This window comes from Nostoc sp. MG11 (genome assembly GCF_014904695.1).
In the GTDB taxonomy this organism is placed as follows: Bacteria; Cyanobacteriota; Cyanobacteriia; order Cyanobacteriales; family Nostocaceae; genus Komarekiella.
This window is the reverse complement of sequence record NZ_JACXXN010000041.1, coordinates 38,064-44,462: the sequence shown is the minus strand read 5'-3', so window position 1 is coordinate 44,462 and position 6,399 is coordinate 38,064. Positions and strand designations below refer to the sequence as shown.

5 protein-coding genes are annotated in these 6,399 nt (G+C 39.7%); 2 read left to right on the top strand and 3 right to left on the bottom strand.

Translation table 11 applies throughout. The annotated features are described in order from the left end of the window. Positions 1 to 233: 233 nt before the first annotated feature. From HCR01_RS30525 to HCR01_RS30520, 3 genes are all read right to left on the bottom strand, one after another. On the bottom strand, positions 234 to 2,969 hold the full coding sequence (locus HCR01_RS30525) for a helicase HerA domain-containing protein (RefSeq protein WP_226889737.1): 2,736 nt from the start codon (positions 2,967 to 2,969) through the stop codon (positions 234 to 236). Then, positions 2,963 to 3,295 carry a hypothetical protein gene (locus HCR01_RS39180; protein ID WP_226889736.1) on the bottom strand — a complete coding sequence of 111 codons (333 nt, stop codon included), beginning with the start codon at positions 3,293 to 3,295 and terminating at the stop codon, positions 2,963 to 2,965. Before HCR01_RS39180 ends, HCR01_RS30525 begins: the two co-directional genes overlap by 7 nt. 310 nt (positions 3,296 to 3,605) lie before the next feature. Beyond that, positions 3,606 to 4,052: a hypothetical protein gene (locus HCR01_RS30520; protein WP_226889735.1), complete on the bottom strand. Its 447-nt coding sequence runs from the start codon at positions 4,050 to 4,052 to the stop codon at positions 3,606 to 3,608. A gap of 612 nt (positions 4,053 to 4,664) precedes the next feature. On the opposite strand from HCR01_RS30520, the gene HCR01_RS30515 reads away from it, so the two are divergent. Both HCR01_RS30515 and HCR01_RS30510 read left to right on the top strand, forming a co-directional pair. Next, positions 4,665 to 4,877 (top strand): hypothetical protein, encoded by a 213-nt coding sequence (locus tag HCR01_RS30515; RefSeq protein WP_193199761.1) that lies wholly within the window; start codon positions 4,665 to 4,667, stop codon positions 4,875 to 4,877. Between the two features lie 555 nt (positions 4,878 to 5,432). Continuing rightward, positions 5,433 to 6,383, top strand: a complete 951-nt coding sequence (locus HCR01_RS30510; RefSeq protein ID WP_193199760.1) for an RpoD/SigA family RNA polymerase sigma factor — start codon at positions 5,433 to 5,435, stop codon at positions 6,381 to 6,383. Positions 6,384 to 6,399: the final 16 nt, after the last annotated feature.

The following is a 6,399-nucleotide window of genomic DNA, read 5'->3' as shown; positions in this document are numbered from 1 at the left end:
TCTCGGTCTATATCTTGAGGCAGGTTTTGGTTCATATTTGTGATACTCCCCCTGAAGTGTCCTCTTGTCAATACTCTGCCACCTGAATCCTTACGTTAAATCTACAAAGTCAGCTTGTTTCTTTTTCGCTGATTTCTCTGTATATTGGCTGTATAAATGAAATATACCAGCAATCACGAAGCAAGAAATTAAACTCAATAAAATAACTTCCAAACGTGAAAGACGTTTAAATATCATAGTGGTTTACCCTGTTTTATAGATGAGACATAATGTTTAGAAAACTCTAACAGCCAATCAAACTTATCGGGATACTGCAACTTAAAGCGATCTCGTGCGGCTTGTTCCTCCCGGCTATTAACAACTAAAGCGAGTAAAGGATATGAAGGATAGTAGCGACACTTGATGTAAGTTTTGTTGTAATCAAATAGCCAAAGAGTATATAGCTGTTGGATATCTGGTACAAAAGTTTCATTTTCTTCAATGATTTCAGTTGGAATACCCAGGTGTTCATGAAAGCTGTTAGCTGCACCAGAAACTATTTTGCCTATCAACCTCAAGGGCATATTTTGTAATATTTGCTCCCCTGCCTCTGATTTAGCTATGGAAATTACATCTTGAGCCGCTAAAATAATACGACATCCAGACTTCCGAGCGGTAGCACACTTGCGACCGACTAAGCGAGAGAATGCGGGGAACCGCAATAGTACGCTTGCTTCATCCATGAAGAAAACACTGTTCGGACAGGATAAGGACTGCCTGGAAGCTGCGATGTATGCAGACATTGCAAACACCTCAGATTCCTTATTCGATTGCAAATTAGTTAGAGCAAAGGTGATAAGTTTTGAATCAGTTTCAAAAGTAGAGGGCTTGCAAATGGCATCACCAATTGAGCTAGCTTTCCAGTACTGGAGTCGCAAGCGAATATACTTGAGCGCTTGATCTATATTTTCGTCTTCATATCCTAAATCAATGCGCTCTGGGACAAAAAACTTTTCCATATCTACCAGCGTTGGTGTGTTAGCCCAAGCAGTAGAACCCAGTCTATCTTCCCTTGCTTCTGTAAACCGACGTTGAATGTCAGAATCTTCGTAGAAAGCTTTTGTGCCAAGAGGGATTAGAGACTCAATAGTTTGAGCAAGAAAACCGTCAAACTGTTGCGACCCTAACACTAGCTGCAAAAGTATCAAATTGACGTCACTGCGATGGGCTTTAACGCGATCTTCCCTTTGTTCTTCAGGAAGTTTTGATAAGTCTAAAGGCTGAACAAGATTATTAGATTGTTTAGAAATATCAAAGTAAAAACCTCCATAGTAGGGTGTAAAATCTCCAAAAGTTCCTGAGCCATCATCATTGGGCAAGTCAATCATCGTGACGGACATCGCCAAGCCTAAACACTCTGCAATTATGGAAGCAACTAAAACTGATTTTCCACTGCCAGTCGTACCAATAACCATTAGGTTTTTAGTTTTTGAGAAATCAATATTTACTGGAGAGTGTCCTTCATCAGCAATTAACTCAAACCCTTGACCATCGGCTGTAGCACTTTGAACAATATTAGCCATTGCAATAATCTCGCTAGTGAAAAAAGTTGTACGACGATTGTATGGACTAGTCAGTTGTGGTTTTTGCTTTAATAACAAAGTTTCTAGCCAGATCAACCAACTGTATTGGGTTTCACGTGATAATTCAGTGGGCTGGTTAATGTAACCAGAGATTAACCTGCAAGCTTCATCAATTTCTTCAGGGCTATCACGGTAAACTAGTATAATCAGCGCTAAATGTTCTGGAACGTCACCTGTATAAAGTTGCTTTTGAGCATCTACAGAGCGCTCAACATTAATTTGTGACAGCACGTCAATGGTTTTACTGTTGGAGCGAGCGGTGTTGTGCGATCGCTTAGTAATTAGTTGCTGGGCAACTCTGACTATCTTTGGATCAGCCGGACTAATTTCTGTAATTACTTCGATATCGTGAATAACGTCACGAGAAAAAACGTTCCACAAAAAGCAGATTTGATCTCTAACAGACTGGAAGATTTCCGGCTTTTGAGCAAGTGTCATCACACCAACATATTTCTTACTACCATCGCGAGTCAGTAGGCATACCCACTTGCGATCTGCATAAGGAACACCATTGTTCAGTAGAACAGAAACGGCATGAGTTTGATCAATATATCTACTAGAGTAGGTAAAAGACTCATTAAACTCTTCCCTTAATCCTTGCTCATCAAAAATTAAAGTGTGGGGAACCTTGGTCGGTGTTGAACTAATATGATTAGATAATTCTTTCCAAAGTTGCTTCTCATTCTTTGGCAAGGGATGCAGTTTCATACTAGATAATATTTGTTGATACCTCAAAGAAGCGTTAATTGCTTTCTCTAAAATCTGTGTTAGTACCTTATTAGTAAGCTCACTCGCACCTGTCGGGGTAAACTTGCGCTGAAGAAAGTTAGAGAGTTTAGTAATAGCCCTATCTATAGGATCACCTGGCTCAGTTCCTCCAGGCTTAACAGTAAAAGTAGTATAAATATTTAAGGTAATAGTCTTGCGTTGTTTATTGCGAATTAACTCTTGAGTTCTGGCTAGTTGAGCATAATCTAAAAACTCACTTTCATCAGAAACTGGACTGGCTAGACGCTGCTGGTGACGTTCTTCAATGTCACTATCACTACAAAATGAACTCCAGCGGAAAGTAACTCTTTCACCAATTGATATTTCCTTGCAACCATTTTCAAAAGCTTCAGCAATCGCTTCTACTTGCTTAGAGGAATTAAATGAGGGATGAATTCCTGTGCAAGTGTAGCCAAAAACTAACTGTAAAGTGTTGTTGGTGTCGCCAACTTGTTTTTTGCTAAGTAAATAAGCTCCAATTACGTAACCTGATTTTTTCAGCCTGACAAGCGTCGTCAAGTCTAACGCATCTTCAAACGGACTTAACTTTTTATTCTTGTTGCCTACGCTCTTTACCATGACTTGGGAGCCTTTCGAGAACCAGCTTTTTTCTTATTTTGAGCAGAGTCATACTTCACGTAACCGCGTACCCACAAAGGAGTTACAGGAAAAACCCTAGACCAAAATAGGTGAGGGTTTTTACCAGATAAAAATAATATAGTTATCGCTAGCCATATCCCAGCTAAAATACTCCAAATCATTCCTGCCCCAAACAGGAATGCTACAAAAAAACCAATCCCAAAGCAGATAAACGCGGCCGCAAATTGAAAACCTGTAAACACGCCAATTGGTGCGGCTTTACCAATTGATTGATTGACGTGAATTAAATCTTTTTTGTTTTTCATATTAAAAATAAGGTCAAACTAATTCGCAATTCGCAATTCGCGGCGGACGCTCCTACGTAGCTATCCCTGCGTTCGCGCAGCGTCTCGTAGAGAAGATCACAATTGTTTTTAACTGCGAATTGCGCTCTTTATAATTGCGAATTGCCTTCAAGCTTCCACTGATTTAATTGCATTAGCGAAGCGGAACGTACCCCTATGGGGAAGCAAGCTACGCGCAGCGTCTCGTAGAGAAGCCCATTGCGAATTGCGTTAGCGGAGCGGGGCGTTAGCCCATTGCGAATTGCGAATTGGTTTGTCCTGTATACGTGGTTCAAGTACAAGCAGCCGTAATGTCTGCAAACAGAATTTGTTGAGCAATAAACAGGACTAGGGTTACGAAGAAGACGCCGACAGGTTGTTGAATAACCTGGGTAATTTCTTGTCCATCCCCGATTGCGTTAGCTACCTTCACACCACTAGCCACAAAATAAACAAACAGCATAACGGTGATTGCTGCATTGATTACTGCTGGCAGGGCGTTCATCAAGGCATTACCTTGGGCCGCAGCACCACCAAACATACACGTCAGAGCTATTTGAGTCGGGTCAAATAGCCCGAACGCATGGGCTGGTATTGCTTGCCCTGAAACAATCATGGTAGTACCAATAGCATAAATATGATGTTGGTATTTACGCCCCCACCTACCTAAAATCTTGGTGAAAATCTGAATCGGTTTTTTTTGTACAAGATGGTTATTAGATACTTGATTATATGCCAAAACAATTGCTCCTCTTTTCATGCTAAATCAGGGAACTATGTGAATGTTCAAGATGGAACTCACAAAAGGAACTGTTTCAGTTCTGATGCTGACAAACTAGCATTGCTTTTGTACAATCAACAGTTTTGTTTTTTACCTAATGACCTTTGCTAGCTTCTGAACTTTTTTATCAGAATTTAGCAAAACCGTTAGTAACAGCCCAATGTTATCACAACAGTATTAGATTGTGGAATTCCTCGTAAATATTCTCTAAATTTATTTCGCATTAAGTTATTAACTATCATCAAAAATTTCCTAATTAACTGAAATTACTTAATTAGCTTCTCTCTGATTAGCCGTTTGACAGTGTTAGACAAGTTCACACCCCAGGATTCTGCTATCGTTTCCAACTTTTGTCGCTCAAATTCATCCAAATATATCGGGAGTGGAAGTTTTCTCTTTTTTCGATGGTTCATAGAAATTATCAAAAGTCATGAAAGATATTTTATGCACATTTGGCTCAGCAAATCAGGTGTTTAAACCAAATATTAATAGAAAATATGATAGGATTTAAATATTAAGTCAATCACAAATGATAGTTATTGCGATATTAACTAAATCAGGAGAAGATTAATGGGTCGCAAAAGAGTATATAAATCAACTTTGACAAATGTCACTGTTAGGATAGAATCAGAATTTATCACTGCTATCAAACTCTATTCCCAAGCAGTCGGAAAGAGCCAAACTCAGATTATGAGGGAGTTTTTAATATCTGCCATTCAAGCTATCCCTGACCATCAAAAGCAAGCGATGGAAGTTATTGCTAAGTGCCGAGCTTCAAACTAATCTATAACTACGTACATAGATGTCGAGTGACCGAAAACGAGGGCAAGGGAAGCTCTTGCTGCTGGGGAAGTTGAGGGAGAAGGAAAACCCTTCTCCACTCTTGCTTTTTCTTTCTGGCGACTTCTCGTGGAGCTTACGGTCTGAATCCCCTACCAAATTCGTCCTTCTGACCTTTGACTTACTAGCTCAAGCTCAATGAAATGTAGCGATTTCTCTTGCTCAAATAAGAGAGATTACTTATCTAGTTTTAGACTTCAATCTCGATAAAGCGTAGCGGTTTCTCTCACTTATAGAAAAGATACTTGGCTAGCTTTCAGACTTCAATTTCAATGTAGCGTAGCGGTTTCTGTTTGATTATAAAAGAGACTTCAATCTCAAAGCAAAGCTTTTTACATTTACTTAATTAGCAGTTTCAAGTAATATGTATATAGTGGGCAACACCAATATCAAATATTCTAGTAGTTGAATTATTGGTGTTTAACTAATTTATCAAACATTGGTTTGTACCAATATTTGATAGCCAAAAGCTTAAAAGTTATCACGATTAATTAAAGTATGGCTAGTGCAACTCCTGATCTAGTTCATTCCTACCTCCAGGAAATCGGTCGTTATCCTCTGCTGTCTCCCTCTCAAGAGATTGCTTATGCAAGGCAGGTGCAGTTGATGCTCAAGCTTGAACAAGAACGCGTGAGCTTCACACAACAACTAAACCGAGAACCGACCAACTTGGAATTAGCTGCTTCACTTGAGAAAACTGAAGCCGAAGTGAGTTCAATTCTTCGCCAAGGACAACGAGCTAAACAGAAGATGGTGACAGCTAATTTGCGACTGGTGGTTGCGATCGCTAAAAAATACCAGAACCGCAATCTAGAGTTTCCCGACTTGATCCAAGAAGGGGCACTTGGTTTACAGCGCAGTATTGAAAAGTTTGATCCCAATCGTGGTTATAAACTATCGACTTACGCTTATTGGTGGATCACTCAAGCCATCACAAGAGCTATAGCAGAAAAATCTCGCGTTATTCGTTTGCCCATCCATCTCAATGAAAGACTTAATAAAATCAAGAACCAAGAGCGAGAACTATCTCAATCACTAGGTCGTCGTCCCACCGTGACAGAGATTGCGGAGTCTCTAAAACTCAAGCCTTCTTTGATTCAGGAATCTCTGAATGTCTCGAAACATCCAGTTTCTTTAGAAATGAAAGTCGGAGACGAACGAGAAACTGAACTAATCAATATCCTACCCATACCTAATAACTCTCCCTCGGAGCAAATTAATCAAGAGCTTTTGTATCAGGACTTAAGCAAGTTATTAGCGTTGCTCAATCCCAAACAACGAGAAGTGTTGACTCTACGCTTCGGATTAGAGGATGATCGCCCACTTTCTTTAAGTCAAATTGCAAAACGTCTTAAACTGAGTCGAGAAAGAGTTGGTAAAATTGAACAGCAAGCAATGACTATTCTCCGTCGTCATCAAGATAATGTAAAAGAATATCTTGTTAATTAGTGCGTTTTAGTGCGTC